We start from the raw sequence: 25206 nt of genomic DNA on the forward strand, positions 1-25206 counted from the left end.
GTTCATGAAGACGACCTCTATCATCACCGTAAATTTTAATCAGCCTCAGGTAACTATAGACTTTCTTAAATCGGTTAAACAGCATACCTCTGTGAACGAAGTGGAGGTAATTGTGGTATGTAATGGAAGCAGCGAGGATCATGGTGATGCTTATAAAGCCGTATATCCAGGCCTGGTCTACATCAGGTCTGAGCATAACCTGGGCTTTGCAGGTGGAAACAATCTGGGGGTGGAAGTGGCAAAAGGGGATTTTCTTTTATTGTTGAATAATGATACTGAAATTACCGCGAACCTTGTTCCGGTAATGCTTGCAGAGTTCGAACAGCATCCTGACATTGGTCTGCTTTCTCCATTGATCCTTTATTTTGACCAGCCGGAAATTATACAATATGCTGGCTTTACAAAAATGAATTACCTTACCTGCCGCAACAAAGGCATTGGAAATATGGAAACCGATAAAGGCCAGTATAACCTGGATAGCAGAGAAACTGGCTTTTGTCATGGTGCAGCAATGATGTGCCGTAAAAAAGATCTGGAGGCAATTGGCCCGATGGCCGAACAATTCTTTTTATATTATGAAGAGCTCGACTGGTGCGAGCAATTCATGAAGGCAGGAAAGAAGATCTGGTTCACCGGTAAAACCCGTATCTACCATAAAGAATCTATGAGCGTAGGAAAGGAAAGCAGCATCAAAACTTATTTTATGACCAGGAACAGGATGCTTTTCATCAGAAGGAATACCGGTATCCTGAATACCTTACTTTTTAGTATTTATTACATTTTATTTGCCTGCAGCAAGCAAATTATAGTTTATTTGTTAAAAGGCAGATCAGACCTGGTAAAATGGGTGTGTAAAGGAATAACATGGAATTTCGTCAATTCAAAAAACAGCAACAACCTTGGATTTAAAATTAACAGATAAATGATAATAGCTTTCTGGATCAGCCTCTTTCTTATTGTATATACATTTATCGGTTACGGTATAGTATTGTATGTTCTGGTAAAGATCAAGAGATTTTTTGTCAAAGCATCCGATTTTAGTGCTGTACATAAATTGCCAAACGTTACCCTCCTTATAGCTGCCTATAATGAAGAAGACATCATTGTTGAGAAAATAAACAATACACTTCAGCTCAATTATCCTGCTGAAAAGATACAGTTTATATTTATTACCGATGGCTCCTCAGATGGTACCGCCGAAAGGGTGAGAACTTTTAAGGAAGTTGTTTTACTGCATGAAGACCGTCGTGAAGGAAAAATGGCAGCCATAAAAAGGGCCATTCCATTTATTGAAGGTGAAGTAACGGTGTTTACGGATGCCAATACGTTTTTAAACAGGGATGCCATTCTGGAACTGGTAAAACATTATCAGAATCCTAAAGTAGGTGCCGTAGCAGGCGAAAAGAGAATACTTGTAGACGAGACGGCAGATGCCAGTTCTGCAGGAGAGGGTTTTTACTGGAAATATGAATCTTTATTAAAAAAATGGGATTATGAGTTGTATTCCAATGTAGGCGCCGCAGGAGAGTTGTTCAGCATCAGAACATCGCTTTATCAGCCTGTGGAGTCAGACACCATTATAGACGATCATATGATTGCAATGCGGATAGCTGAAAAAGGTTATATTATTGCTTATGAACCGGGAGCATATGCTATGGAAACTGCATCGGCCAATACAGCCGAGGAACTGAAAAGAAAGATAAGGATAGCGGCAGGGGGGATCCAATCTATTTTCAGACTAAAAAAAGCCGCCAACCCTTTTTATTATCCGGTACTTACTTTTCAATACTTCAGTCACAGGGTGTTGCGGTGGACAATTACACCATTTCTTTTGGTGCTTACCTTTGCCCTTAACGTTCTTATTGTTGCAACAACAGATATCGTGTTCTATAAATTTTCGTTAGCCATGCAGGTCCTTTTTTACCTGCTTAGTCTTGCCGGAATGTTTTTTGAATCCAGAAGTATCCGCATCAAGGCCCTTTTTGTGCCTTACTATTTCTGTATGATGAATTATGCAGTTGTAGCCGGCATATTCAGGTATTTCAGAAAAGCACAGAGCGCGGCCTGGGAAAAATCAAAAAGAAAATAAAGCCTGTTTATTGTTTTGTGAAATAGGCATGAAAATACTGGTTGCCATATAAAGGCACAATTTGTTCGGGCTTATCTTTAAAAAACTCATCCCATGCCAGTTTAACACCAGGGTTGGCATCATGCCCCGGGCCATTGACATCAGGATCGTTGTAGTCCATCAAAACGCATATTGAACCTGGCGACATTTTAGGGTAAATTTGCTCAAAGCAGAATAACATAATTTCCTTGTGCTGCAGCTTATCACCACCATGGCCGCAGTCAATATGCGCAAAAGCTATCTTTTCAGGCAGTTGTCCGGGTAAGGTTTGCTCAAAATAGCCCTTGTGCAGTTCCGGTAGCCTGAGGTTGGCCAGGCCGAAGCTTTCTTTTAAAACATCTTCTACATTTCCTTTCTCCGCAAACTTAATCTCAAATGAATCGTACAGGTGCAGTTTTTTATCAGAATGGTTCTGCTCAAGAACTTTTTCAAAAAGCAGCGCACACTGTCCGGAAAAACATCCCAGTTCTACCACGTCACCTGCTATACCTTTCTGTATTACCATATTCAGTAAATGGTAATAATTGATTCGCTGTTCAATTGTGTTCATATCTACAGTCGTATCTATAGGACTAATCACCAGGCCAAGTTTTAACTTTCTAAAAACTTTGTTCAAAAACTTTACAAGTTTCAGGAGCGACTGGTTATGTCTTGCTTTGGTATAAGGTGGCTTTGTAATAAAATAGTTGTCCATAAATTCAGTTCTTTGGTCAGTCCGGATTTTAAATTACAGAATGTTTTTGATTTAATTGAGCAATAGGTGTAATTTAAACATTCCAGTAATGTGTTTTTATTGATGATAAGGTAAAAGCTGTGCTCATCATATAATTTTCTGTCAGCAAGGTCGAAAACAGATGGTAAGTCTTGCGGTGATGAACTGTTTTGTTCTGCAGTACATTAACCTCATTCAATTGTTCTTTAACCAGGCCATCGCCTGATGCTTTTAAAAGGGCCTCTTTTCTTGTCCATAAGGTATAAAAAGCGAGCAATTGGTCATTTGCCTTGTGAATGGCATCCTGTTCTTCGCTGTCAAAACAATCCGCCAGCAGCGTATGATAAGAAAAATCGGTCTTTACAAATTCAATGTCAATTCCTACCGGAGCTTTGCTCAATGCAATAACGGCCATTTCTGCACTATGGCTCACGTTAAATTCAATACCTTCAATATAGGGTTTCTTTTGTGCGGACAATTGAAATGTTATTTCCTGCGGGCCTTCATCAAGGTATACGGCAAGCAGCTTTCTTACAAAATATTTTCGGGCCACATAATTCCTGTAATCTTCAACCCTTAAAAACCTCAGGGCTTTTTTACACTCCTGTTCAGTTAATACGCCCTCATAACTGTCTTTTACCTGGCTGTAATACCTGTCGGTATCCATAACAAATACATGATTTTCTGAAAAGTCAGGTTTCATTTATTGCTTTTTGTTATCTATTGCCTCTTGTAAAATCTCAGCCAGGGCCTTGTCATAAGGGGGATAGAGAAAAGTCTTATGATCGCCAGGAACTTCATGTACATTAACGCCTTTCATTCCATAGGGTTTCCAGCCCAGAAAAATCAGGTCGTCCAGATAATAAATACGTTCTTTGGCCCGGAAAAGATCAATTTCAATGTCCATAGGCGTTAGCCTGTATACCCGGTAGGCTTCTTCATAGCTACGGGCAATTTCATGGTCGTAGGTGAAAATCTCAGTATCAGGCTCTTTAAACCTTCCCATTAACTTGCTTATTTTTTTCTTAAGCAGCAGCCATTGATAGCCAAAAGCAATGGCTGGCCTTCGGGTAAACTGATCAAAGAAGAAAGGTATTTTATGCAGTTGCCGCTTTAGTTTTTCGACAATTTTTTTTGTGCCCTGACTGGACGAACCGGTATAAGTGTCAAATATCCCAAGCATTTTTACCTCTTTTCCAGAGGCAAGGAGTTGCCGGGCCATCTCATAGGCAATTTTTCCACCAAGCGAATATCCCGCAAGCAGGTAAGGACCATGCGGATCGGCTTCCTGAACTTCCGAAATATACTTTGCTGCAATTTCTTCAATGGTGTGGTACAATGTGGTTTGTCCATTAAGCCCAAGGGCCTGTAAAGCATATACGGGTTGGTCAGGATCCATGAATTTCGACATAGACTGGAACACCAGGATGTTCAATCCACCTCCATGAACGAGGTAAACAGGTTTCTTGCTGCCGGCAGGTTTAATTGGCACAAGGGCATCCCATTTCGGTAGCAGGGGCTCATCTTTTTTCAACAAAAGGGCCAGCTTTTGTATACTGGAATGGTCAAACAGACTGGCCAGTGGCAAACGCTGCCCGGTTTGCCGTTCAATTTCTACCATTACCCTGATGGCAATCAGTGAGTGCCCGCCCAGTTCAAAAAAGTCATCAGTAACGCTAACTTTTGGCAACCCAAGCGCGGCCGACCAGATCCTTTCTATCAATTCCTCTTCTGCACTTGCCGGTTTAACATAGCTGCGCTGTTCATCATTAACAATGGCTGGTAATCTTTTTCTGTCCAGTTTGCCGTTTGCCGTCAACGGAATTTCGTCAATCTGCATGATCAGGCGTGGAACCATGTATTCGGGTAAATTTGCCTGTAAGTACGCTATTAGAACTTCCCTGTCGAGTTGTTTTTTCTGAACTACCCAGGCAGCCAGTTTTTTCTCGTTTCCTTCTACATCAACCGCAATTACCGCACATTGTTCAACATCTGCATGTTTTAGCAGTACATTGTGTATTTCACCGAGTTCAATTCTGTTGCCCCTTATTTTGACCTGATCGTCAATCCTGCCCAGATATTGAATGTTCCCATCAGGCAGCCAGCGGACCAGATCGCCTGTTTTATATATTTTGGCATCTTTTTCCTCAACAAACGGATTTTTGATGAAGACAGTGTCTGTAAGCGAAGGATTGTTCAGGTAACCCTGCGCCAAACCCTTTCCACCAATGTAAAGTTCTCCGGGAACTCCCGTAAGGGTTCTGTTGAAATGCTTGTCTACAACATACACCTCGGTGTTTGAAAATGGCCGGCCTATAGGTACGGTTCCCTGATAAGCGAACTGTTTATCCACCCTGTGTATCAGTTTTCCTATCGTTGTTTCCGTAGGACCGTAATGGTTTACAAGGAGGCAATCATTGCTCCCTGAACTGATAGTCTCAATAAAATCGGCTGGAAGTGATTCACCCCCAAACATTAAGATTTTTGCAGGGAACAGCCCTTTTTCATCCAGCATCAGGTATTTCCAGTGCGATGGCACAATCTTTAAAAAATCTATACGATGTGACTTAAAGTAATTGTGACTGAACAAAGGATTGTTAAAATTTTCCTTTGCAAATAAATGCAATGTGCCGCCAAAAGTAAGCGCGCTGAAAAGTATGGTGTTTCCAAGGTCAGTAGATACGGAAGTGCCAAGGGCATAGCTTTTACAGTTTGTGATTTCGGGAAGGCGTTCTTTCAAACCATACAGATAATCGGTGATTGAACCGTGCCCGATCATTACACCTTTCGGTGCTCCAGTAGATCCTGAGGTGTAAATAATATAGATCAGGTCCTCATCATGGATTGTTATGCCTGTGTCCTGGTTTGAAGCCTGCCAAACCGGACTGTCTTTCTTGTCAAGCGAAAGATAAAGCATATCGCCATAAACAGGGATGTCACTCAGGAGCCCGGTATCTGTCACCATTACTTCTCTGGTAGAGGAGGAAATGATGTAATCTTTTCGTACCTGTGGAAGCTCAGGGTCAATAGGAACATAGGCCGCCCCGGCTTTAAGAATGCCAAGCATCCCTACAATAAGTTCTGTTGAGGTCTGCAGGCATAAAGGTATCCTGCTTTTTTTGCTGACCCCATTTTCAATCAGGTAATTGGCAACCTGATTAGACAAATGGTCGAGCTGCATATAGCTAAGGGATTGTTCCCCAAAAACAAGTGCAATCTGCTCAGGGTTGCTTTTTACCTGATGCTGAAACAAACTTATGAGATTTTCATTTGCCGGTATTCCTGCCTCGGAGACGGAAAACTGCGGAAAAGGATCGGGGTGTGGCAGTACCTTATAAATCGCAGTTTCCGGATTTTCGGTAACTGTATTTAAAACCGTTTCAAGCTCAGCCATCATCCTGTCTATGGTCTCAGAACTGAACAGTTGTGTATTGTAAGCCCATTCCAGCATCATTGATTCCTTGGAACCGTTTACATTCAACGAGATCTCGAAGGTCTGACAAACACGCGGATTAGAAAATAAGGCATGCTTCAGACCCTTGAACTTCACCCTTTCATCCATCCCCATGTCTACATTGAAAACAACAGGCACCAGGGGGATGCTCGATTTGTCCCTCTTGATATTCAATGTTTTCAACAGCTCCCCAAAGGTTAACCGCTGGTAGTCGTAGGCATCATAAATTTGTGTTTTTCTGATTTTCAGATAATCAGAAAATGACAAATGGGCTTCAATATGGCTTTTAAGCGGAAGCAGGTTTACACAATGGCCAACAAGACCGAAAAAACCCGTGGCCGACTGCCCCGCAGATGGAAGGCCCAATACTATATCTTCTTGTCCTGTACGATGATACAGGTAACATTCAAAAGCTGTGATTAAGGTGGTAACCAGACTGGTGCCTGATTTTGCCGAAAGCTGCTTCAGCTTTGCCAGCAATTCATTGTCTAGCGGATAGTCATTCCGTTTACCCCTGTACGTCCTGTTAACGGGCCTGCTGAAATCAAGCGGCAGGTTTAGTACAGGAACATTTTCTTTATATTGGTTTAACCAGAACCGCTGTGTGTCTGCGTATTCTGTACTTTTTTTAAAGTCGGTCTGCAGTACTGCATAATCGCTGATCTGTTCTGCATCGGGAAGATCTGCGGTTTCGGCGTTACAGCAGGCATTATACAACTTGCCCAGGTCTTCGAGTATAATACCTATCGACCAGCCATCACCAATAATGTGATGGATAATTAACGTAAAATGGTGTGTAAGCGCATTAATCTGATGCAGGTAAAGCCTAAGCAAAGGGCCTGAGTAGAGGTCAAAAGGCTTTCCTATTTCTTCATGTATAAATTCATTTACTTTATTCCGCCAGGCTACGTCAGAAAACTCCTGAATGTCATATTCCAGCAGCTCGGGAGTTAAATCTTTATAAATGATCAGCTGCTCACCATTCGGACTTAAAACCGCCCTTAACGCCTCATGTCTTAAAGCAAGTAATTTTAACGCTTCCTTAAAAGCAGAACGGTTTAATTCACCTTCAAGTGTTAATGACACAGACTCATTGTAGGCCAGGCTGGCGTCCTCGCCTCCAAGGATACAAGACAGCCAGAGTTCTCTTTGCGATTCATTGGTAACAACAACTTTTTCTATTTCATGCCCGGCAAAGGGATCAAATGGCACACTTAAAAGACTATATTTACCTGTCATTTGCTCATGGTTTGATTTGCAGGTATTTTCCCGGGGTTTGCTGATCTTCAATAAACCATGCGGGGTTACCATCGGCATCTTTACCTAACCTTGCACCTTCAACGGGTGGGCTGCCCGCATCCATTACAACCGGTTGAGTTTCATTTATGGCGTATTGAGGGGCGGCCGAAAAAAAACCGGCACCAATCATTTCGTCCATACTCTCCCTGAAACATTCGATTACCTTATCCAGGTCCTCCATCGTGGTGGCTTCAGTTATAAAGCAGGGAAAGCCATCCAGTATGTGGATGCCTTTTTCACGCATCAAGGTAAACATCAATTCACTGTAAGGGACTTCTTCATGAAATTTAATCTTCCATAATGATCCGTAATTGGCTACAAAAAATGGCAGCTGTCGTTTTCCGATCTCCTGGTTCAGTACTGAAGTAATATAAGCTCCTTTATCATTTAAGGATTGCTGCAGATCAGGGCCTTTTTCCTGCATGTACTTCAATGAGGCCCTGGCAGAAGCAAGCGCCAAAGGATGCCTTACAAAGGTGCCCGCAAAATAGGTTACACCCACTTCAGGGTAAGACTGGTCGCCATAGTTCCAGGTACCCCCGTCAAGGGCATCCATAAATTCTTTTCGGCCTGCAATTACCCCGATGGGAATGCCTGCACCAACTACCTTTCCGTAGGAAGCCAGATCTGCTTTGATGTCAAATAAAGCCTGAGCGCCTCCGGGATGCATCCTGAAACCGGTAATTACTTCATCAAAAATCAATGCTGCACCATTTTCACTGGTGATTTTTCTTACCTCTTTTAAAAAGTCTATAGGCACAAATTCGGGTCTGCGGCTTTGGATAGGCTCCGCTATAACAGCTGCAATCTCGCCGGCACGTTCTTTTATGATGGCAAGTGCTTCATCGGTTCCATAATCCAGCACCAATATGTTTTTTACCGCATCTGCCATAATGCCTGCCGCGGCTGGGAAAGACTTCAGTTTTTTGGTTCCCCTTACAAGTACTTCATCTATGATGCCATGATAAGACCCTGTAAAGGCTACAATTAATGAACGGCCGGTTACGGTCCTGGCAATCCGGATACAACCCAGCACAGCCTCAGATCCTGTACTGCAAAGGGCAGAACGGTCAAAACCAGTAAACTCACATACCAGTTTGCTCACTTCGGCAGCAAGCTCATGTTGTGGCCCCACTTCGTATCCGCTATCTACCTGTTCGTGCATGGCCTTCCTGATAGCTTCAGGCTGATAGCCCAGCATGTTGGAACCAAATCCGTTCAGCACATCAATATATTCATTGCCATCAATGTCCCACATCCGGCTTCCGGATGATTTATTGATCACGATAGGATACACCAGTTCTTTGGTAGCTGGTTTAAAGCCCGAAACTACCCTTGGATCGGCCATATACGCCCTGCTTTCCGCAGCATACTGCTTACTTTTTTCCGTTTTTTTATTGTAGCGGAGGGTCAGGTCTTTCAGGAAATTGTTTTGGCGCTCATTGAGTTCGGTAGATTGCCGGTCAATCTTAGGCGTAGCACCAAAAGGTTTCTGGATTTCCACCTTTTCCTGCGCCGTAAGGTCAGATTTGTCCGCAATTCCGTTGGCGGAGGTGTTTTTCTCCTGAACCATAACAGCATGCTGATGGTTTACAGCAACAGGAGCAACAGGAGTTACTGTATTGCCCTGCATCAGCAATACTTGTTTTGATAAAATATCCAGTTGCTGTGCGATTAAGCTCAGTGCTGTAGGATTTGCCGGCATACCATTCTGCTGGATGTAGGCGGGAGCATAAGCTTGTCCGTAAACCGGCGCCGCCTGGTTTTGTAATGTGCTCTCTGCAAAGCCTGGTGTCGCCGGTTCTTCTGCCGCCGGATCAGGAGCCGTATTCTGGTCTATATAGTTTACAAGCGCCTCTACTGTTGTATATTCTTCGTTCAGCTTTCTGAAGGTGATTGGCAAGTTAAACTCTTTTTTAAGTGAAATTGCAACCTGTGTCAACAGCAGCGAATCCAGGCCTATTTCCAGGAAGCTCCTGTTGGATTCAACATCCTGCATTTCGACGCCGGAAGCATCTTCCAGTAATTGTTTAATTTTTGATGTCAGTTTTGCTGTTCTCATTATTTGTATATTCTTGGCTCGGTGTTCATTAAATTGGTTATTTTGTTCCTGAGCGACCGGTGGGGGCTGTAAGCTGTTTGATTTTGGATTTACCCAGAATTTTTTGCGGTCAAACTGATAGGAAGGTAAATGCAATAGCTTTCTTTGCTGCCCTGTATAGTAGTTGTCCCAATCGGGATTTAACCCATGGTTCCATAAATAACCGAGGGCAGTCAGTACCGATTCATAGTCATTTCCGGTATTGGCCATCGAATGAATTGCTGGCGCAGTAAGCTTTGTTCCTGCCGAAATTTGTTTAATTAAAGTTGCGGTTACAGCACCAGGGCCTACTTCCAGAAATAAAGGATGGTCATAGCTTAAAATGGTTTCCACAGCATCTGAAAATCGTACCGTTTCTCTTAGATGTCTGGCCCAGTACGCGGGGTCTGTGGCCTGTTCGGCACTAAGGAGCTTGCCGGTAACTGTAGAAACGATTGGGATGTTTGGCGCAGAAAGTGTCACTTCGGCAACCGTTCTTTTGAATTCCTCTACAATAGGGTCCATCATGGATGAATGAAAGGCATGACTGGTAAAGAGCAGCTTATTGGCAATCTCAAAACCGTCGAGTTCAGCTGAAAATGCCTTAACATCAGCTGTAGGGCCGGCAACAACACATAAATCGGGACTGTTTATTGCCGCTATGGAAAGGCCTTCTTTTAGCAGGGGAGCAATTTTCTGGTGTTTGGCCCTTACAGAGAGCATACTGCCTGCCGGCAATTGGCTTACCATTAAGCCCCTTGTAGCAATCAGTTTCAAAGCGTCCGGTAAAGAGAATATGCCCGACAGGTGTGCCGCAACATATTCGCCAATGCTATGCCCGCAAAACAGGCTGGGCCTGATGCCCCAATGCATCCACAGCCTGGCCAGTGCATATTCGGTTACAAACAATGCCGGTTGGGTGTATTTAGTATTTTTTAACCTGTCTTCCGCTGCCTGGTCTGTATCCCCCGGAAAAATAATATCGCGTATGTCTATGCCAATGTGTTCCATTAAAATAGGCACACACGAATCTATTGCCGCTTTGTAAATACTTTCGCCTTCATAAAGCGCTTTTCCCATGTTGAGGTACTGTGCACCCTGGCCCGGAAAGCTGAAAACGATTTCCCCGGGAAGTTCTTCCAGATAATTGTTTTCCACTTTGTTTACAGTACCTTCTTCCAGCTTTGCCTTTAGTGCTGTAATGCTGTTTACTACCCGGAAGCTGCGGTAATGATAGGCGTTTCTGAATTTTGCGAGGGTATAGCCGATATCTGCTAAATTGTCGCTGCCCGAATAAGGATATCCAGTCAGCGCAGTTTTATATTTTTCCCTGCTGGTTTCGGTCAGGGCCGACCAGGTAATCAATTCAAAAGGCCTGCCGGCTGAAGCAGCAACTGGTAAATTTTCGTACTCCTGTAAAACGACATGTACATTTGTCCCACCTACACCAAAAGAACTCACACCTGCAATCCTTTTGTCTTTCACATTCCAGTCAGTCAGTTTGTGATTTACATAAAAAGGACTGTTTACGAAATCTATATTCCGGTTTGGCTTTTTATAGCCAAGTGAGGCTGGTAGTTGCTTATGCTGCAGGGCAAGACAGGTTTTGATCAGTCCTGCAACCCCCGCAGCTTGTGTCAGGTGTCCGAAATTACTTTTTACAGACCCAAGGGCACAGTACTGCCGGTTTTGCTGATCGCCAAAGGCCGATACCAGCCCTTCAAATTCTATAGGGTCGCCCAGCGGAGTTCCTGTACCATGCGCTTCTATATAGCTGATGTCGGCCGGATCTACACCTGCATCCGCAATGGCCATTGCTATGGCATCGGCCTGGCTTTCTGTATTCGGGGCGGTAAAGCTACCTTTTCCCGATCCGTCGTTATTCACGCCAACCCCCCTGATGATGCCATAAATGAAATCTCCGTTTCTTTCGGCATCTTCCAGCCTTTTTAAAAGCACCACACCGGCGCCGTCGCTAAATACTGTTCCCGTTGCATCATCGTCAAACGGGCAACAGTGTCCGTCTGCACTCAGCATAGCGCCCTCCTGATACAGGTGACCGCTGTTTATGGGTACAGTTACACTCGAACCTCCCGCCAGTGCCGCATCACATTGGCCTGCACGTAAACTATTTACCGCTTCTGCGATGGCCAGGAGGGAGGTTGAACAGGCGGAGTTGACACTTACAGCAGGGCCATTTAAATTAAGGTGGTAGGCAGTTCTTGTCGCGATGTAGTCTTTTTCGTTAACAGTCAGCACCTGCAACTTACCCTGCCTTTCAATCAGATCGGCATTGGGCAGTACATTGTTCTCGTAATAGGTATTGCTGCCGCTTCCGGCAAATACCCCGATTTTGAACCCGGGATTGGCAATCAGGTGCCCTGTTTTTTCCAGTACTTCCTGGGCAATTTCCAGAAATATCCGCTGTTGTGGGTCCATGAGTTCCGACAGCTTCTGGTTGATTCCAAAAAACGAAGGATCAAATTCGTCTGCCTTGTCAATTATACCCCTTGCCCTTACGTAGGCCGGGTCGTCTTTTAAAGAATTCGGTACAAAAGAGTCGATCTCATCAGGACCAAAAAAGGTGGTTGTCTCTTTTCCCTGAACCAGGATATCCCATAATCCATCAATGGAAGTTGCCCCGGGAAACCTTCCTGCCATGCCTACTACAGCGATGTCGCTTTTTAGCTGGTTTGTGGAGGTTGAAGCGGTAGAAAATTTATGTTTTTGTTGCTGCCTGTCCAGGAACGCAGCCATCCCTGAAACCGTCGGGAACTGGTAAAGCTTTGTAATCGGAAGCTGATAACTGAACTGGTACCTGAGTTCCGATACCGTTTTCTGCGCAAGCAGAGAATTGCCCCCAAGTTCAAAAAAGTTATCATTGATGCCAATTCTATCGTACAAAAATACATCCAGCAAAACTTTAGTGATATTTTTTTCAGTTAAGCTGACAGGTTTTTTATACAACTCATTAATAGCTGGTCTTTTTATATCCGGCTTAGGCAGGGCTTTTTTGTCTACTTTTCCACTGGTGGTCTTTGGCAGTTCATCCATACGGACAAAGCTGGCGGGAACCATATAGTCTGGCAGTTTTTCAGCAACATATGTCCTGATCTGCTGCGGGTCAAATGCCTGTTTGTCGCAAACCAGGTAAGCTACAAGCGACTTCCTTCCTGGCAGGTCTTCCCGAAGTACCACCACACATTGATTGGCCTGGCCCTGGTTCATTATGGCTATTTCTATTTCACCAAGCTCCACACGGTTGCCTCTTATCTTAACCTGCCCGTCCTGCCGGCCTATAAAATCTATTTCTCCGTTTTCAAAAAAGCGGCCCAGGTCGCCTGTCCGGTAAATTCTGACCTGTCCGATAGAAGGGTGCTCCCAAAAGACGAACTTTTCTGCGCTAAGCTCTGGTTGGTTAAGATAGCCATTGGCCAGGCAAAGCCCTGCAATACAAAGTTCTCCAACCGTACCCGCTGCGGCAGGTTGCTGATTTTCATCAAGGAAAAAGATCCGGGCACCCGCCATTGGACTGCCGATTGTCGGAATGTCAGCCCACAGGTTTGCATCGCCCTCCAACACAAGTGTAGTTACACAAACCGTCGCTTCAGTAGGGCCATAAATATTCAGTAGTTTTCCCTTATTTAAACTATTGAAAAACTGCCTTATCGTCGGCGTAATTTTCAGCAGTTCACCTCCGGTCGTTACTTCAGTTAAATAATCGGGTACTTTTTGCTCTTTAACAGCGGCCTCTGCCAGGTATTGTAAAGTTACATAAGGCAGGAATATTTTATTGATCTGCTTAGTGCGGATAAAATCAAGCAATCTTCCCCCATCTAATCTGTCATCTTCTGTAATCAGGTGCAGGGTGCCACCCTGGGTAAGCGCCATAAAAATCTCCATAAAGGAGGCATCGAAACTCAGGTGACAGAACTGTAACGACTGTACTTCAGGGCCACAAATGGAGTTTTCTTGCTGCCAGCTTATGAAATTACTAAGCCCCTCATGTCCAAGACATACGCCCTTTGGTTTACCGGTCGAGCCGGAAGTGTAAAGGATACAGCCATTTAGTCCCTGTTGAATCGCTCCGGGTGCTTCAATAGAATAGGTTTCGTCGGATGCAATAGTTTTTAAGCCCAGTACCTTAAAAAAATCGGATTGCTCAGCACGGGCCGCTATATAAGAAATTCGGGAATCGGCCACAATCTGCTCCAAACGTTGTTCAGGATAGTTCGGGTCCAGTGGGAGATAAGCCTTTCCTGATTTAAGAATGGCCAGCACACCTACAATCATTTCGATAGAACGTGTTGCGCTGATACCTATGATTTCCTGTGAAGGGGCGACAGAAACAATGTAGCCCGCAAGTGCTGTAGCTTTTTTATCTAATTCTTCGTAAGTGACTGATTGATCATGGAATGAAACCGCAACAGTTGAAGGGTATTTTTTAGCAGCCTCTTCAAAAAGGTGATGAACCAACAGATCAGTGTTCATATTTGGTTTTTTATGATTAATCATATAGAGAGGCAAATTTAGAATTGGTTGACTGCCAGACAAAGTTCAGCATCTTCAAAAATACTAAAAAAAAGATAACCTGAGAAAAAAACTGGTTCGATAACAAACCAGTTACTTTGCCAGTGTAACTGTGTAAATGGCCATGGTCTTTACTTTCATGGGTTTGCTGGTGGCTTTTTTTGCCTTAACAATTACCCTGTATTTTTTTGTGTCGCCAATTAGGTAAGGCTTCAATATTTCCGGAGGTATGCTAAGCGGTATGGCAAGCGTACTCAGTACCCCTGTTGATGAAACGCTGGCACTTCCAACCAAATTGGTGTCTGCTCCGTTTGTGATTTCCCATTTTACCGTTTCAAGGTTGCCAAAATTGTTTTGGGTGTCAATAGAATCTCTTCCGTTTTTGTCCTTTTCTGTAATCCCCAACAGCATATTCAGGCTGGTTATTTTTATCTGTTTAATATGATCGGTAGTAAAACCCTTTACCTGGTTGTTGATCTGATCTCCAATACTAACGGCGGATTGGAGATCGGGCAGTGTATACGGATCAGTAATGCTGCTCAGCACCGGAATATCAAAAAAAACACTATCCTTAAAGATGATATCCCGTTCAACATTCTCCGATATTTTATTGCAGGAGATGTATAGCAAAACTAAAATGGGCAGGCTAATAAACAGGCTTTTATTTTTCATGATCTTGTCCGGCAGGCGGTATGTGTTTGGCAAATATTCTAAATAAAACCCGGATTGGCAATTTCAAATCTCTCATTTTATAGAAAACGGAAAAATTGGCTGAAAAGTGCCCGACTTCAATTTTATTTGGCGTTTTTGTATGGGAAAATTATATTCTGTGTTAAGTTATAACTAATTAAAATTCAAATATTTTATTATTGATGTGTTGAAGCTTAAGTTCATTAAATGTTGTGATTGCTTTTTATTCTGTTGCTGAAATACAGAATTATATTCTGATTTGTATTTAATGTGTTTGTTTTACAGTGATTTATATGTTTTTGTTTAAACTAATACTGCTGCCTGTTGTAAGCCTCCGAAAAATCCTTGCGCATTCCCTTAAAACGTTCCACTACAGTTGCAATAAAAGTTTCATCCAGCATCTGGAAGATTTCATTTGCCCCTCCTCCCGTAAGGTCAAGCTCCGATAATTTATAACTCTGTTCCAGTGTGCCCTGTTCAAATTTCACAATGTATTTCTGGTTCATGTTAAACAGGGTGATCTTACAATCCGGGTGTGGCAGTTCTGCTAATACTCTCATATGTTTTTATGTTTAAAAAAAGCCATCCGCTCAGGCGAGGGATGGCTGTAAGGTAATTTATTCAGGGGCTATATTTTTACGCCCATTTCTTTTAAAAGGAAGTTTGCCTTGTCGATTTTTGCAGCCACCCAAAGTACATAACGGATGTCGACTCCAATAGATCTGCTGTAACTTTCGTTCCATGCATAATCGTTAATAGTAGCGCCATAAGCACGGTCGAAATTTACGCCGATCAGCTCGCCATTGGCATTCATGATGGGAGATCCCGAATTACCTCCTGTGGTATCCATATTGTACAAAAAGGCAACAGGAACATCTTTAAGGTCTTTTTTCTCGAACGGACCAAAATCTTTGGCTTGCCATAGTGCCCTGATCTGTGCAGGATAATCAAACTCCGGGTTTCCGGTACTGCCTTTTTCCAGTATTCCCTTTATGGTGGTGTAAGGCCGCATGTATGAGGCGTCCGCAGGCCAGTAGCCTCTAACATAACCGTATGTAAGCCTTAATGTGCTGTTGGCATCCGGGATAAAACCTTTCTTTAAAAACTTTTCCTTAACATTCACGTAATCGCCCATTAATTTGTTTAAAACACCCTCTCTGCGGTCTTTCTCTGGTTTCAGTTCGGCAATTTGTGCCGCAACTGCCTTTTCAAATACCAGAAGGGGATCGCTATAGTCTTTTAGCGATTTCGGCGAAGCAAGTAAAGTCCGGAACACGTAATTGCTGTCTTTTAACCTGCTGTCGGTAAAAGCGCTGTTGATATAAGTGTCTATTGTTTTTTCATCGCCTGCAATGCTGTTAAGTGCATTTACCCTTTGGTTTGCCGGAAGTGCAGCAGCATCAGTAAGCATTCGCTTAAAGTTGTTCCTGTCGGCGTCCAGGTCAAATGCTTCGTAATTTCCAGACAGGAATTGTTTTAAGCGGGGCAGGTTCTGGCTAAAAAATGCTTCTTGTTGTGCCGCCGGATAAGCTTCCATTGCAGTTTTAAATACGTTTATGTTTTTAGATAACCCAAGCAAGCTGGTCGAGTTGTAGATCTGGGCCAGCCATAAATCCCTTTTGGCATCGCCATTAATGAGCTTGTAAAGGTTGTCAATATCGGTCATCAGGCTGCCATACTGGGCTTTTACAGCTACATTGCCGTTGATAAAGCTGGCCAGGGCAGCATCTTCTTCTTTCTTTTTGCCAACAAGGTCAATTCCTTTCAGTCCCTGCAGTTTCCCTCTGTAGTTTTTCAGTACATTGGCATTTCTTTTAATGCGGGTAGCCAGCTTAATCTCAGTAGCCTTATCTTTCTTCCCCGCCTCTTCCATGGTTTTGTTCTGGAAATCGTACAGGTCAGAAACATATGGCAATACAAATTGCTGCTGGTATTCAATAAACTGCGCAGGGCGATGGCGGAAAGTTCTGCCCGGATAACCCAGTATAAATACAAAATCCTCTTCGTTGGTACCATTTGCATTAACCTTCAGGAATTTTTTAGGGCTGTAAGGGACGTTGTTCTTTGAGTATTTGGCCGGTTTCCCGTCGGGTGCTACATAAGCACGCATAAACGAGAAATCACCGGTGTGGCGTGGCCACACCCAGTTGTCGGTCTCACCTCCATATTCGCCGATCTGCCGGTTTGGTACATACACCAGGCGTACGTCTTGTATGGTTTTATAGCGAAACAGTACATAAGTTTTTCCAATAAACATTTCTGATACCTCAGCCTGTATAGAAGGGTCTTTCTTTTCGGCTTCTGAGGCAATGTTTTTCATGGCATCATTAATCAGTTTCAATCGGGAAGCAGGGTCGGCAACCTGCGCCACGGCCCCCAGGACTTTGTCAGAAACATCTTCATAACTGTCAGTTATACGGCAGGTTAATCCTTTTGCTTCAATTTCCTGTTCACGTGTTCCGGCTACAAAACCATTGGTCAGGTAATCGTGTTCCGGAGTGCTGGCCAGTTGTACTGCACTAAAAGCACAATGGTGGTTGGTGATGATCAGCCCCTGGTTAGAAACAAACGATCCTGTACATCCGCCTACATTAACCAGGGCGTCGACCAGGCTGGTGCCATTAGGATTATAAATTTCATTCTGACTGATCTTCAGGCCTGCTTTCTTCAAATCAAGCTTGTGGAGCTCACTTAAGGGGAACATTCCTTCTTCCCAGGGTTTGTAACCCGATTGTAACACACCAACTGTAAGCAGTGAGCAGGTCAACAGCGAAGCAACTAAGGTTTTTTTATTCATCTGTATTGTTTATTGTTAGTTAGTCTGATATACCATTTTTGTTGAATACAATGGCAACCGAAAATGCCAAATTTAGTTATTTTAATTTGAGTGGCTGATAAAGTAACTTTCTTATTTTTGCTTAAAATAATTCTTATGCTATGGCCGAAGACCTAACGATAATAACTAATGCAGATAAAGAAACTCAATACCAGTCTTTAATCCCCCAGGTCGCTGCTTTAATCAGCGGCGAAGACGATCAGATTGCCAATATGGCCAATATCTCTGCCGCCCTAAAAGAACAGTTTGGCTGGCTCTGGGTTGGTTTTTATCTGGTTAAGGGCGATGAACTGGTCTTAGGACCGTTTCAGGGGCCGGTAGCCTGTACACGCATTAAAAAAGGAAAAGGCGTTTGTGGTGCCTCCTGGCAGCAGGCAGAAACTTTAATCGTGCCCGATGTGGAAGCTTTTCCGGGTCATATCGCCTGCAGTTCAGCCTCGCGATCCGAAATTGTACTCCCTGTTTTTAAACAAGAGAGCGTGATTGCTGTTTTAGATGTGGATAGTGAATATCTGTCTCATTTTGATGAAATTGATGCCCAATACTTAAAGCAAATTATAAGCCTGTTAAATGACTAAACTGCCTTTTTCTTTTTACCAGAACGATGATGTGAACAGTCTTGCAGTTCAGCTGCTTGGAAAACAGTTGTTTACTAATGTTGAAGGGCAATTGACCGGGGGTATTATTGTTGAAACCGAAGCTTATAAAGGGGTGATCGATAAGGCCTCGCATGCCTATGGGGGGAGGTTTACCAACCGTACCCAGGTGATGTACGCAGCTGGCGGATTAGCTTACGTCTACCTTTGTTATGGCATTCATCACCTTTTTAATGTGGTTACAGCCCCCGAAGGAACACCCCATGCAGTTTTAATCAGAGGACTGGAACCAGTTACAGGCATCGACGTGATGCTGCAACGCAGAAATATGAACGCCTTAAAACCTAATCTGACAGCTGGGCCAGGCGCACTGGCCAAGGCGCTGGCTATTGATAAGGTTTTAAATGCAAAAGACCTGCAAGGGGAAGAAATCTGGATAGCGGATAGCGGAATGTCAGTAAAACCTGAAAATATTGCTGCGGTACCAAGAGTTGGGGTAGCTTACGCAGAAGACCATGCGCTATTGCCCTGGAGATACTATATTAAGGGCAATAAATTTGTAAGCAAACCCAATACTTAACACCCAAAAAATTGCCTCCTAAATCCTGCCCGGGAAGGTTCCTTTTGAGTCTGATATGTGTCGCAGTTTTTTTGATCTTTGCTTGGTCCTTTCTAGGTCGTTCCTAGGTCCTTTCTAGGTCAAATGATCTTGTAACATCCTTGTAAAGATTTAACAAGGTTTAATCGATATTCAAAATATCCCGGGAGCAGTACGGTCTCAGTCTTATTATTTTCAAAATGTGCATAAATGCTAAGCAGTTTTATCTAAGTTTGAAACCATGAATTTTGAGCGCATTGCCAGGCGCATTTTATAACAGTATAATATGATCAATTATAATCCTAAAGACTGGGTAACTTTTATATTTCATGTGCATAAAGCTGATACCATCAGGACCTTATGGCCCTTGATGCTTAGTGTTGCTGTATTTTCGGGTATTATTGCCTATCTGGAGCTGAATTACCTGAAACTTGCAGAAACAACTTATGTTAAAAACATAGGAATGATGCACAATTTGCTGGGTTTTGTCATTTCCATGTTATTGGTATTCCGGACCAATACCTCGTACGACAGGTGGTGGGAAGGCCGCCGTTTTTTAGGGGCGTTAACCAATGTGAGCCGCAACCTGGCCATAAAGATCAAATCACTAAAGCTAAAGCCAGAACATAACGAGTTTTTTGATTATGCCATTCCAAAATATGCTTTTGCATTAAAGGAACATTTAAGGGAAAAACAGTATTTTGGAAAGAACAGCTTGCTGATCGAAGTAGATGCCGGAAAGCATATTCCTAACCAGGTGGCAACCAGTATTTCATCCAGGGTTTTTGAGCTGCAGGCAAGCGGAGAGATCAGCCAGGAACAGCTGCTTATACTTAATGCAGATGTTCAGCAGCTTACTGATATCTGTGGTGGCTGTGAACGGATTAAGCGAACGCCCATTCCTTATTCTTACAGTGCGTTCATTAAAAAATTTATATTTATATATGTCATTACACTGCCTTTTGGCTGGGTATTTAGTTTGGGGTATTTTGTAGTACCTATTGTTCCCTTTATCCTGTATGTGCTGGCCAGTTTAGAGCTGATTGCGGAAGAAATTGAGAATCCCTTTGGAGAAGATGCCAACGATTTGCCAGTAGATGAGATCTGTAACAATATTGAAAAACACGTAGGGGAGATACTGAAATAAGATGCTGAAAATTGCGTGGCATCCGCTGTATGCACACCCGCTGCCAGAGGGGCACCGTTTCCCCATGATCAAGTATGAATTGATCCCCGAACAGTTGATCCACGAAGGCGTAATTACAGCAGTCAATTTATTTGCACCCGATGCTCTTGATGAAGAAACAGTGCTGTTAACCCACCAGCAGACTTATTGGCAACAATTGACAGGCCTTACTCTGCCCGCAAGGGAACAACGCAGGGTTGGTTTTCCTTTAACAGAACAATTGGTAGAAAGAGAGCTCAGGATCGCGAAAGGGACAGTGCAAGGTGCGTTATTTGCACAGCAGTTTGGGATTGCGTTTAATGTAGCCGGAGGGACGCATCATGCAGGAAGTAACTGGGGCGAGGGTTTCTGTCTGTTGAACGATCAGGCCATCGCTGCAAACTATTTGCTAAAAACGGGGCTGGCAGAGCGTATTCTTATCATCGATCTGGATGTGCACCAGGGAAACGGCACAGCCGAGATTTTTTACGATAAACCCGAAGTGTTTACTTTTTCTATGCATGGCGATAAAAATTTCCCCTTTAGAAAGGAAACTTCCGATCTTGATATCGCACTGGAGGATGGGACTGCAGACGAAGTGTTTCTGGAAAAATTAAAAGCAACACTTCCCGTACTTTTGGCCCATCAACCCGATTTTGTTTTTTACCTTTCGGGTGTGGATGTGCTGGCGACTGATAAACTGGGTAAACTGGCATTGAGTAAGGCTGGTTGCAGGGAAAGAGATAGAATGGTACTGCAGTTTTGCAAACAAAACCGTTTGCCGGTTCAGGTAAGCATGGGCGGAGGGTATTCTCCAGATATAAAAGATATTGTTGATGCACATTGCAGCACATTTAAAATTGGTTTAGATATTTTTGAATAATTATGAAGATTGTTATTGCAGAGAAACCTTCAGTAGGGCGTGAGTTGGCTAAGGTTTTTGGTGCTACAACTAAAAAAGACGGGTATATTGAGGGGAAAGGTTATTCTTTTACCTGGGCGTTCGGGCATTTGTTACAGCTGGCCCCACCGCAGGAATACGGATTTATTGGCTGGAGAAGGCAGCACCTGCCTATGCTCCCTAAGAAGTTTAAGCTGGCCATACGGAAAATAAAGACCAAGGATGGGATGGTGGAAGATCCCGGGGTGAGAAAACAACTGGATATCATTAAAAAACTCTTTGATGAGGCTACCGAGATCATTGTTGCAACGGATGCCGGGCGTGAGGGAGAGCTTATTTTCCGTTACATCTATTACTTTCTGAAATGTAAAAAGCCTTTTAAAAGATTGTGGATCTCTTCTCAGACAGATGAGGCCATAAAAGAAGGTTTCAGGAACCTGAAACCGGGAACAGATTACGACACCCTGTTCAATTCGGCACATTGCCGTTCTGAGTCGGACTGGCTGGTAGGGATGAACGCTACCCAGGCACTGAGCATCTCGGCGGGGAACCGTTCGGTTTTATCGCTGGGCAGGGTACAGACACCTACATTGGCCATGATCTGCTCGCGATACCTGGAGATCAAAAATTTTGTGCCACAAACCTATTATCAGCTGGCCATACAGCTGGATAAGGATGGGCAACTGTTCAGAGCAATGTCGGTCAGTAATTTTGATAAAAAAGAGGAAGCAGAAGCGCTGCTGGCCAAAATTGAGGATGTGGCCTCAGGATTTAGTAATGGTGGTAAAATCTTAAATGTAGAGGCCAAGCCCCGTAAAGAACCTCCTCCGCTGCTGCATGATCTGAGCAGTCTGCAGCAGGAAGCCAATAAACGTAAGGGCTTTACGGCCGATCAGACCTTAAGTTTGCTGCAGGGACTGTACGAAAGCAAGCTGGTGACCTATCCGCGTACCGGCAGTCGCTACATTGGTGATGATATATTTGCAGGCGTACCTAACCTGATAGAGAAAGCTAAAGCGCATCCTGATTTTAGCCGGCAGGCAGAGTTTCTGCTGACTGTTCCATTGAATAAAAGGAGTGTCAATGCAAAAAAAGTGACCGATCACCATGCTATTCTGCCTACGGGTGAGTCTCCTTACCAGTTAAGTGGTGATAAACAAGCTATTTATGATATGGTAGTTGGACGAATGCTTGAAGCATTTCACCAGGAATGTGTGAAAGAGATCACCAAAATATCTGTAGAATCGGGCTCCCTGTTTGTTGCAAACGGAACCGTGATCCGCTCTGCGGGATGGCGTTCGGTATTCAATGAGGCCGATGAAGAAAAGAAAGATGAAGATAATCCGGCGCTGCCCAAAGTAAAAAAAGGAGAAGAACTACCCGTTACCAATAAGGCCCTGCTGGAAAAGCAAACCAAACCCAAGGCTATGTATAATGAGGCATCTTTATTAAAAGCCCTGGAAACCTCGGGTAAGGATATTGAAGATGAAGAGTTAAGGTATGCCATGAAAGATAGCGGATTGGGTACACCTGCAACCAGGGCGGCAATAATAGAAACGCTCATCAACAGGGAGTATGTGAGCCGCGAAAAACGGAACCTCGTGCCTACAGCAAAAGGTCTGGCGGTATATGATGTGGTTAAAGACCAGAAAATTGCACAGGCCGAATTAACCGGACAATGGGAGAAACGCCTGGAAGAGATCCGTTCCGGAGCTTCGGTTGTTGATTTTAAAGCCGAAATTGCCGATTATACAAAACTGATCACCAACGAGCTTTTGCTTGCAGGCAATACCCTGGCCCAGAAACTCGCCGAACCAAAGGAAGAAAGTAAATGAGGAAAGCTATGTATTCCATATTAATTGTTATTGTTGCTCTGGCTTTACTGACCGTATGGGTATTGAGCTGGCCTGTATTTGGGACTGCCCCTAAGGGCGAACGTCTGGCACGCCTTTCAAAACTGGCCAACTTTAAAGAGGGGACACTTTCAAATTTATCGCCAACCCCTATGAAGCCCGATAGCGTAAGTTACTGGGACATGATTGTGGGGATGATCAAAGGAAATGAGAACAGTGCGCCTAAAAAAACACTGCCCCACGTAAAGCCCGATTTTTCTGAAACGGATAAAACCAGGATCACCTGGTTTGGGCACTCTTCTTACCTGGTTCAGGTTGATGGAATTAAAATCCTGGTCGATCCTGTTTTTAGCAAACGCCCCTCGCCTTTTTCTTATATTGGTACGGGAAGTTATATGGGGACTGACTTTGTTAAATGCGAAGATTTTCCTGAACTGGATATCGTGCTGATTACACATGATCATTACGATCACCTGGATTATCAAAGTGTCCTCAAACTCAAAAGCAAGACCCGGCTTTTTATTACCTCGCTTGGCGCTGGTGCCCATCTGGAACACTGGGGTGTGCCTCCAAAACAGATTGTGGAACTGGCCTGGGGAGAAGAAACAACCGCCAGGGGTTTAAAATTTACGGCCGCTCCCGCACGTCATTTTACAGGTAGGGGCTTTAAAAGGAACCAGAGTTTATGGTCGGCCTTTATCTTACAGGCCTCTAAACATAAGCTGTACCTTGGTGGCGATTCTGGTTACGATACCCATTTTAAAAAAACAGGGGAGCAGCACGGACCTTTTGATATTGCGATATTGGAGTGCGGACAATACAATGCTTACTGGCCGCTGATACACATGTTTCCCGAACAGACCGTGCAGGCAGCCCAGGATTTAAATGCAAAGGTATTGCTGCCGGTTCACTGGGCTAAATTTACACTGGCCATGCATGCCTGGAACGAACCCGCCATCCGCGTAACCAGAAAAGCCCATGCAGAAAACCTAAAAATCACAACACCTTTATTGGGAGAACAGGTTATATTAGATGAAAGTTATCCGTCGAAAGAATGGTGGCTGGATTAATGTGGTTTCGGTAAACAAAATTGTTGAAACAGTGTTGTTCAGATAGTATCGTTTAAAAGCGGTTTTAATAGGATCATTATGGCAGTAAAGACAGATTTTATAGAAATATTTCAAACCATCAGGGCTGTCTTACAGCCATATGCTACCTTAGGCTTCAGCAACAGGATCAATAGTGAAGTAACCTATGACCTGTGGAGCGATAAGAACGTGGAAATTGAGGGGCGAAAAAGAACTGAAGTATATTTTGCAGGCCTGATGATTAAAAAAGGCCATGTCGGTTTTTATTATATGCCGGTATATGCAGAACCTGAGATGAAAAGAATCTTTGATCCTGCATTATTAAAGTTGCTAAAGGGGAAGTCCTGCTTTCACATCAAAAAACTGGATGATGCGCTTCTGGGGCATATCGAAAGTGCGCTGGCTGAAGGTTATAGATTATATAAGGAAAAGGGTTGGGTGTAGAATTGGATTGGCAGGGCAGTGTCTTTCTGGCCTTGAAGGATAAGGGAATTGAAGTGGAGCCTTTTCTGCACGAAAAGTACAGTTTGCTGCTTTGCAACAGCCTGGCAGCAATTCACCTGATCCCACTCGGTAGTGTTTACAAAGCTGAAGAATTAATAGCACTGCAAAGGGTTTATCAGCTTAAGGGGATTACGTTATTGCAGCTCTGGCAGGATGTGTGGCACAGCAGAAGCGCCCAGGTGCTGAGCAGGGTTGAATCTGTTTTGGGCTTAAATAAACGTTTGCATGGCCGTAAGGCTAAGGTCATCTCCATTAATCAGCAGCAGGCAGATGTTTTTTTAAATGACAACCATCTCCAGGGATCTGCAAAATCAAGGTATAAGTATGCGCTTGAGTTAGAAGGGGAGCTTGTTGCGGTGGCTTGTTTTAGCAATGTCAGGTATATGAAAAAGATTGCGGCAGGCTATCGTTCTGTAGAGTTGATCAGGTTTGCTACACGAATGGGCTTTACAGTTACGGGCGGCTTTAGCAGACTAATGAAGCATATGATCAAAACAATTGGGCCTGATGATGTGATGAGTTATGCAGATCGGGACTGGTCGTTGGGCAATGCCTACCAACAGTCGGGTTTTAAACTGACGGAAATTACCCCGCCGGCAGCCATATGGTTGCGCAGGGAGGATATGCAGCGTTTTTTTTCACATCGTTTACCAGCGGGCGCTTTGCCCGGCGGGGATGTTAATCATTTAGCTGTGCCGGAAAGCGGGTTTATCCCGGTTTTTAATACCGGAAATCTTAAATATGTATTATTCTTGAACTCATGACAGCATTA

At 43.8% G+C, this 25206-nt stretch carries 17 protein-coding genes; 10 read left to right on the forward strand and 7 right to left on the reverse strand.

Annotated elements, in window-relative coordinates:
- Positions 1 to 4 precede the first annotated feature (4 nt).
- The gene (locus tag ABIE26_RS05200; protein ID WP_310139278.1) at positions 5 to 922 is read left to right on the forward strand and encodes a glycosyltransferase family 2 protein; all 918 of its coding nucleotides are present in this window, start codon (positions 5 to 7) and stop codon (positions 920 to 922) included.
- On the forward strand, positions 923 to 2089 hold the full coding sequence (locus ABIE26_RS05205) for a glycosyltransferase family 2 protein (protein WP_310139276.1): 1167 nt from the start codon (positions 923 to 925) through the stop codon (positions 2087 to 2089).
- Positions 2090 to 2096: 7 nt separating this feature from the next.
- Here ABIE26_RS05205 and ABIE26_RS05210 read toward each other — a convergent pair whose 3' ends face one another.
- From ABIE26_RS05210 to ABIE26_RS05240, 7 genes are all read right to left on the reverse strand, one after another.
- Positions 2097 to 2822: a TylF/MycF/NovP-related O-methyltransferase gene (locus ABIE26_RS05210; RefSeq protein WP_310139275.1), complete on the reverse strand. Its 726-nt coding sequence runs from the start codon at positions 2820 to 2822 to the stop codon at positions 2097 to 2099.
- Positions 2823 to 2895: 73 nt separating this feature from the next.
- Entirely contained in the window at positions 2896 to 3543 is a 648-nt protein-coding gene (locus ABIE26_RS05215; protein WP_310139274.1) for a 4'-phosphopantetheinyl transferase family protein, read from the reverse strand.
- The gene (locus ABIE26_RS05220) at positions 3544 to 7533 is read right to left on the reverse strand and encodes a non-ribosomal peptide synthetase (protein WP_310139272.1); all 3990 of its coding nucleotides are present in this window, start codon (positions 7531 to 7533) and stop codon (positions 3544 to 3546) included.
- 4 nt (positions 7534 to 7537) lie between these two features.
- The gene (locus ABIE26_RS05225) at positions 7538 to 14164 is read right to left on the reverse strand and encodes a polyketide synthase (protein WP_310139270.1); all 6627 of its coding nucleotides are present in this window, start codon (positions 14162 to 14164) and stop codon (positions 7538 to 7540) included.
- Positions 14165 to 14296: 132 nt separating this feature from the next.
- Positions 14297 to 14875: a hypothetical protein gene (locus ABIE26_RS05230; RefSeq protein ID WP_310139268.1), complete on the reverse strand. Its 579-nt coding sequence runs from the start codon at positions 14873 to 14875 to the stop codon at positions 14297 to 14299.
- Positions 14876 to 15201: 326 nt separating this feature from the next.
- Positions 15202 to 15453 carry a hypothetical protein gene (locus ABIE26_RS05235; protein ID WP_310139267.1) on the reverse strand — a complete coding sequence of 84 codons (252 nt, stop codon included), beginning with the start codon at positions 15451 to 15453 and terminating at the stop codon, positions 15202 to 15204.
- Positions 15454 to 15521: 68 nt separating this feature from the next.
- Positions 15522 to 17690 carry a S46 family peptidase gene (locus ABIE26_RS05240; protein WP_310139266.1) on the reverse strand — a complete coding sequence of 723 codons (2169 nt, stop codon included), beginning with the start codon at positions 17688 to 17690 and terminating at the stop codon, positions 15522 to 15524.
- Positions 17691 to 17830: 140 nt separating this feature from the next.
- Here ABIE26_RS05240 and ABIE26_RS05245 point away from each other — a divergent pair, with 140 nt between their 5' ends.
- The 8 genes from ABIE26_RS05245 (at position 17831) to ABIE26_RS05280 (ending at position 25198) form a co-directional block, all read left to right on the forward strand.
- Entirely contained in the window at positions 17831 to 18307 is a 477-nt protein-coding gene (locus ABIE26_RS05245; RefSeq protein ID WP_310139263.1) for a GAF domain-containing protein, read from the forward strand.
- Entirely contained in the window at positions 18300 to 18905 is a 606-nt protein-coding gene (locus ABIE26_RS05250) for a DNA-3-methyladenine glycosylase (RefSeq protein ID WP_310139261.1), read from the forward strand. Before ABIE26_RS05245 ends, ABIE26_RS05250 begins: the two co-directional genes overlap by 8 nt.
- A gap of 304 nt (positions 18906 to 19209) precedes the next feature.
- Positions 19210 to 20070: a bestrophin family protein gene (locus ABIE26_RS05255; RefSeq protein WP_310139258.1), complete on the forward strand. Its 861-nt coding sequence runs from the start codon at positions 19210 to 19212 to the stop codon at positions 20068 to 20070.
- Between the two features lies 1 nt (position 20071).
- A complete protein-coding gene (locus ABIE26_RS05260; RefSeq protein WP_310139257.1) occupies positions 20072 to 20971 on the forward strand; it encodes a histone deacetylase family protein in 900 nt (299 codons plus the stop codon).
- A gap of 2 nt (positions 20972 to 20973) precedes the next feature.
- A complete protein-coding gene (locus ABIE26_RS05265; protein ID WP_310139255.1) occupies positions 20974 to 22824 on the forward strand; it encodes a DNA topoisomerase 3 in 1851 nt (616 codons plus the stop codon).
- Between the two features lie 8 nt (positions 22825 to 22832).
- Complete coding sequence (locus ABIE26_RS05270) at positions 22833 to 23912, forward strand: MBL fold metallo-hydrolase (RefSeq protein ID WP_310139253.1); 1080 nt, start codon at positions 22833 to 22835, stop codon at positions 23910 to 23912.
- 78 nt (positions 23913 to 23990) lie between these two features.
- Complete coding sequence (locus ABIE26_RS05275) at positions 23991 to 24374, forward strand: hypothetical protein (protein WP_310139251.1); 384 nt, start codon at positions 23991 to 23993, stop codon at positions 24372 to 24374.
- Entirely contained in the window at positions 24365 to 25198 is an 834-nt protein-coding gene (locus tag ABIE26_RS05280; RefSeq protein WP_310139248.1) for a hypothetical protein, read from the forward strand. Before ABIE26_RS05275 ends, ABIE26_RS05280 begins: the two co-directional genes overlap by 10 nt.
- Positions 25199 to 25206 lie beyond the last annotated feature (8 nt).

Source organism: Pedobacter africanus (genome assembly GCF_040548825.1).
GTDB lineage: Bacteria > Bacteroidota > Bacteroidia > Sphingobacteriales > Sphingobacteriaceae > Pedobacter > Pedobacter africanus_A.

Bases quoted from the DNA above. Each gene is read 5' to 3' on its own strand.
- ABIE26_RS05200 (WP_310139278.1), top strand. From the start codon at position 5: ATGAAGACGACCTCTATCATCACCGTAAATTTTAATCAGCCTCAGGTA.
- ABIE26_RS05205 (WP_310139276.1), top strand. From the start codon at position 923: ATGATAATAGCTTTCTGGATCAGCCTCTTTCTTATTGTATATACATTT.
- ABIE26_RS05210 (WP_310139275.1), bottom strand. From the start codon at position 2,822: ATGGACAACTATTTTATTACAAAGCCACCTTATACCAAAGCAAGACAT.
- ABIE26_RS05215 (WP_310139274.1), bottom strand. From the start codon at position 3,543: ATGAAACCTGACTTTTCAGAAAATCATGTATTTGTTATGGATACCGAC.
- ABIE26_RS05220 (WP_310139272.1), bottom strand. From the start codon at position 7,533: ATGACAGGTAAATATAGTCTTTTAAGTGTGCCATTTGATCCCTTTGCC.
- ABIE26_RS05225 (WP_310139270.1), bottom strand. From the start codon at position 14,164: ATGAACACTGATCTGTTGGTTCATCACCTTTTTGAAGAGGCTGCTAAA.
- ABIE26_RS05230 (WP_310139268.1), bottom strand. From the start codon at position 14,875: ATGAAAAATAAAAGCCTGTTTATTAGCCTGCCCATTTTAGTTTTGCTA.
- ABIE26_RS05235 (WP_310139267.1), bottom strand. From the start codon at position 15,453: ATGAGAGTATTAGCAGAACTGCCACACCCGGATTGTAAGATCACCCTG.
- ABIE26_RS05240 (WP_310139266.1), bottom strand. From the start codon at position 17,690: ATGAATAAAAAAACCTTAGTTGCTTCGCTGTTGACCTGCTCACTGCTT.
- ABIE26_RS05245 (WP_310139263.1), top strand. From the start codon at position 17,831: ATGGCCGAAGACCTAACGATAATAACTAATGCAGATAAAGAAACTCAA.
- ABIE26_RS05250 (WP_310139261.1), top strand. From the start codon at position 18,300: ATGACTAAACTGCCTTTTTCTTTTTACCAGAACGATGATGTGAACAGT.
- ABIE26_RS05255 (WP_310139258.1), top strand. From the start codon at position 19,210: ATGATCAATTATAATCCTAAAGACTGGGTAACTTTTATATTTCATGTG.
- ABIE26_RS05260 (WP_310139257.1), top strand. From the start codon at position 20,072: ATGCTGAAAATTGCGTGGCATCCGCTGTATGCACACCCGCTGCCAGAG.
- ABIE26_RS05265 (WP_310139255.1), top strand. From the start codon at position 20,974: ATGAAGATTGTTATTGCAGAGAAACCTTCAGTAGGGCGTGAGTTGGCT.
- ABIE26_RS05270 (WP_310139253.1), top strand. From the start codon at position 22,833: ATGTATTCCATATTAATTGTTATTGTTGCTCTGGCTTTACTGACCGTA.
- ABIE26_RS05275 (WP_310139251.1), top strand. From the start codon at position 23,991: ATGGCAGTAAAGACAGATTTTATAGAAATATTTCAAACCATCAGGGCT.